Annotated in this window: 3 protein-coding genes and 1 pseudogene; 1 reads left to right on the top strand and 3 read right to left on the bottom strand. The window is 31.4% G+C overall.

Annotated features, from left to right (window positions below; all coding sequences use genetic code 11):
• Window positions 1-952: 952 nt before the first annotated feature.
• Window positions 953-1,168: an alpha/beta-type small acid-soluble spore protein gene (locus V7183_RS22625; RefSeq protein WP_335360920.1), complete on the bottom strand. Its 216-nt coding sequence runs from the start codon at window positions 1,166-1,168 to the stop codon at window positions 953-955.
• 450 nt (window positions 1,169-1,618) lie between these two features.
• Between V7183_RS22625 and V7183_RS22620 the strand changes: the two genes are divergently transcribed.
• Entirely contained in the window at window positions 1,619-3,019 is a 1,401-nt protein-coding gene (locus tag V7183_RS22620) for an HD domain-containing protein (protein ID WP_335360919.1), read from the top strand.
• A 141-nt stretch (window positions 3,020-3,160) separates the two neighbouring features.
• Here V7183_RS22620 and V7183_RS22615 read toward each other — a convergent pair whose 3' ends face one another.
• Together V7183_RS22615 and V7183_RS22610 are read right to left on the bottom strand one after the other, a co-directional pair.
• Window positions 3,161-3,913, bottom strand: coding sequence for a phosphotransferase family protein (locus V7183_RS22615; RefSeq protein WP_335360918.1), 753 nt, complete (start codon window positions 3,911-3,913; stop codon window positions 3,161-3,163).
• A gap of 89 nt (window positions 3,914-4,002) precedes the next feature.
• Window positions 4,003-4,152 (bottom strand): annotated as a pseudogene (locus V7183_RS22610) (kanamycin nucleotidyltransferase C-terminal domain-containing protein); the annotation flags it as partial.
• Window positions 4,153-4,344 lie beyond the last annotated feature (192 nt).

Below are 4,344 nucleotides of genomic sequence, written 5' to 3'. Positions count from 1 at the left end.
AGCTTATTTACAATTTAGTCACATTTATCATGCTGCTTTTCTGAAATGTAGTGATAATATTAATTTGTCGAATTTAACTTAATTCGACAAATAATAAATAGCCTTCATTACCCTTGAATCCCCGCTTCTTTGCGGGGATTCTTGTTATTATTTATGATTTCTGTACAACATTCAAATTGTATAGTATTTTGACCTAGCACCGGGCACTTTAGTAGCGCGTGGTAGAAAATTTCTAGCAATATATAACACTTCATGTTCATCCATTGTATTTATATCTACATTCAAAATTCCTCATCCTCTGGTTCTGTTGCAAAGTTTCCTAACACATAAAGTGGTGAGAGATATTATGGTTAAGTTTTACGAAACCGTTAATAATTCTTGTAGCTTGTTATACGCCGAAAACCCGAAGCTTGATTGCAAACTTCGGGTTTACTTTTCACATAATTTGTCTCACTTTAGAAAACTTTGCAGCAAAGCCATCGTAACGTAGTACATATTTCGTTTTAAGATAAGCCTATATCCGGACTAGATCTACCAAAATTTGAACTTACTAGTTACTGTACATCATGTAGGTATAATTATGTCCTTTGTATATAAAGTGATTACAATTCTGTTATTCTATAACTATGTTATATACCGAAAATAACACAACTACATACCAAAATTAGAAATAAAACTAATAAACTTTTAGGGAAATTTTCCATAGGATACTCCTTTTTTTAAGGTTTCTACAAAATTTTATCATAAATTCAATTAGAAAATAATAACAGAACAAGACATTGTTTCAACAATATTTTTAAGTATAAAGTAATATTTAATTTGATTAACAAAATTATGTAAAGAACAGAGCCTTTTAGATGAAAGAAACCGTTATAAAGTAATACAATAGAAAAGGGATGTAAACAACAATTTACATCCCCTTTCCATTTTTAATTTAAGTAATTATTGTATTTTAGTGAATTCTATATTGTCCAGATAGTTGTTCTTCTCCCATGCGCACCAAACGTTTTGTAATTTCCCCGCCAACAGAACCATTGGCGCGTGCAGTTGAATCTGGGCCAAGTGTAACCCCAAATTCCCTTGCTATTTCATATTTCATTTGTTCAATCGCGCTTGCCGCACCCGTAATAAGAATTTCATTTGTATTGCTGTTTTCACGAATATACATCTGTTGCACCTCCAATGTTGTTGGTAATATATTGCTCTAATCACAGGAAAATATACTTATAAACAATATTAACGATTTCACGTAATTTGACCAACTCGCGTAGGTGACTGAATTCGATGCAGTTGATCCACATGTGTCGGAAATGGCGCTTTCTTCATTGCAAGCAGAAAATTACAGAGGCTTACAATTCTCTTTTTAAAATATTTACATCTGAAGTCGTAGAAGAAAGAGCATTTCTTCTACGACTATCTCCAAATACACGATTCCACTGGACGTTTCTCCGCTTTTATTTGTAATTGCTAAGGAATATTTCGTCATTTTTAACTTTAGATAATAATCCGTTATGTTAATCCCTTATCATTTAAACAGGTATTTAACTTTTAAAAAGCGAATTATAATAACAAGTTATTAGGATGAAGATAAGAAAATTAACATGATGAAGGTGAAAATATGAAAAGAGAATTGATAAAAAAAGCTTCCTATCTACATAAATCAGAACTAAAACAATTGAATACGGCTATATACGTCGCTGAGAAAGCACATGAAGGGCAATTTCGAGTTTCAGGTGAACCTTATATTACTCACCCATTTGCAGTTACAGAGATCTTGCTAGATTGTAAAGCTGATATCATAACTTTAGTGGCAGCACTACTGCATGATGTGGTGGAAGATACAGATTATACAATTGAGGATATACGTGGCACATTTGACGAAAAGGTAGCCACTATTGTCGAAGGGTTAACCAAAGTAGATAAAAAACAGATTCCCAGTAAAGAAGAGTATGAAGCAATTAATTTAAAAAAGTTATTGTTAGCTACACAAGCAGATATACGAGTAGCTATTATAAAAGTCGTAGATCGTCTCCATAATATGAGAACTTTACAGGTGAAAACCGTAAAAAAACAAGTTCCTTACGCAAATGAAACACTCAAAATTTTTTCTCCTCTATGTAGAAGATTAGGATTGTTACATATTCAACGCGAATTAGAAGATTTAAGTTTTTTTTATCTCAATCATTCTAAATATCAGGACATGAAAATACTTTTACAGAATTATGTTCAGTTACTAGAAGATATGTCTCGAAACATTATTCAGGACATAAATAGCTTCCAAGAGCCCCCTTTAATATTTGAAGTAGACTACGAAGTGAGTCCTATTTATACAGCTTATTCTCGTCTTCAAGACATTCAAGACATAGCGGCAATATCAAAAATAGTCATCACAACCTCAAGCAATTTGAATTGTTATAAAATGTTAGGAATCATACATCAACTGTATAAACCGATTCCTCATCAATTTGAAGACAATATAGCAATTGAAAACGATGTATTAAACAGTTACTTAAAGACCAAAGTGGAAATAAATGATCATGAGGTAGTGATATGTATCCAGACAAAAATAAATCAGGAGATAAGAGATAAAGGAGTGTTCTACATTCTTACAAGAAGTATAACTGATACGGAGATGCAAGGCATCATTTATAAATTGATGGATCAGTCTATTGCAACTAATGATTTAGTAACTCAAGACGCTCTAGAATTTTATGATTTAGTATCATTTGAATTGTTTCAAAATACCATTGTTGTATTTACACCTAAATTAGATCCCATTCACCTGCCACAAGGCGCTACTGTAATTGACTTTGCTTTTGCTCTAAATCCTGAGATTGCTAAACATATGTCAGGTGCTAAAATTAATGGTGTAAAAAACACAATAACAACAAATATTTCACATCTAGATATTGTTGAACTTTGGATTATTGATAATAAAAGTAAAGTGAGAAACGATTGGTTAAATTTTGCTAATACATCTAAAGCTCAGCTAGAAATTAATAAAGAGTTACAAGGATAAACTTCTGATAACAAAATTTCATGTTACCAAAAGGTGTTTTCACAAACGGAAAACACCTTTTCAATCTACAACTATTTTTTAATAATCTAAGACATTTTTTTAAAGAAACAACAAAACTGTATAGAAATAACAAAATATCCCTCAATCGCAATAATGATCTACTAATTTCTTTAGATGCTCTATGTTTTCTGAAGATACATTTTCTGATAATCTTGCCCCTGCAATAATAGGAGCCCATTGTAAAACTTCATCCTTTGATAAACCAGTATTTTTGCAGTAAATACGTAAATACATTTCAGCTAATTCTACCGATGACTGTGAATACAATAGATATGTTCGATATACATCTGCACGAATATCTCCCGAGCTAGAATCAACCCAATCAATAATTTTCACGTTGTCATTACTCATGATTAAATTAAATGGATGAAAATCTCCATGACATAGCCGAGGTTCAAATACAATCGAATCCAATTTTCTTAATAATGTATCCTTTTGTTTTTCATCTAGATTATGTACGGATTCAATCTGGCGATGTAGTTTTTCTGACATCGGTTCAAGTAAATCTGAATTAACAACAACAGCATGCATCTTTTGTTGTACATTGACACAAACACTTATGTAATGCTCAGCTAGTTCCATATTATTAATTAAGAGATCACCTACTGTTTTTCCTTTTACATATTCCATTATAATTGCTTGCCTACCCTTTATTTCTGTGACTTCTAATACCTTTGGGACGTGAAGCCCACATGAATAAGCGTATTCTTGTTTCTTTGCCTCGTATAAAGATTCTGTATTTGGAAAGTGTTCTTTAAAAACTTTCACAATTTTATTATCACAAAGATATATCTTCGCTGTATTCCCTATAGCTATTGGATTACCTAAGTTCAATTATTTTCTCCCCTTAAAATAAATTTCAATAATGCCCTGCTCTTTATCTAATAAATTTGATGTATTATAGTGAAATCCTTCTGCTATTAAACTGCCCCTGCAGTTGCTATTTTTATAGCCAAAGTAGGTAAGAATGTTTCAGGGCCTTGAATTTCTATATTTCTCAATTTCCCAATGTATTCGTACATTTCTTCAACTAATGTTTTACAAATCGCTTTTTTAAAAATTGTGTTATCTATAATAAGCGCAAGTGTTGCTTTGAAATACAGTTTGATTAAAAGCATCGTATCTTTTTTTAAACATCGTGACTTTATTTTAAATTTACAGCAAGACGAGAATTGTTAGGAATTCATCAAAATAAATCCCTTAAAGAAATGAAAGATTCGAAGGATAACCTTGTGAAAATTGAAGAAAAGATTGATTACTATAAG

This window comes from Bacillus sp. JJ1127, from assembly GCF_036965845.1.
GTDB lineage: Bacteria > Bacillota > Bacilli > Bacillales > Bacillaceae_G > Bacillus_A.
The sequence above is the reverse complement of the archived record's forward strand: the minus strand, read 5'-3'. Positions and strand labels throughout refer to the sequence as shown.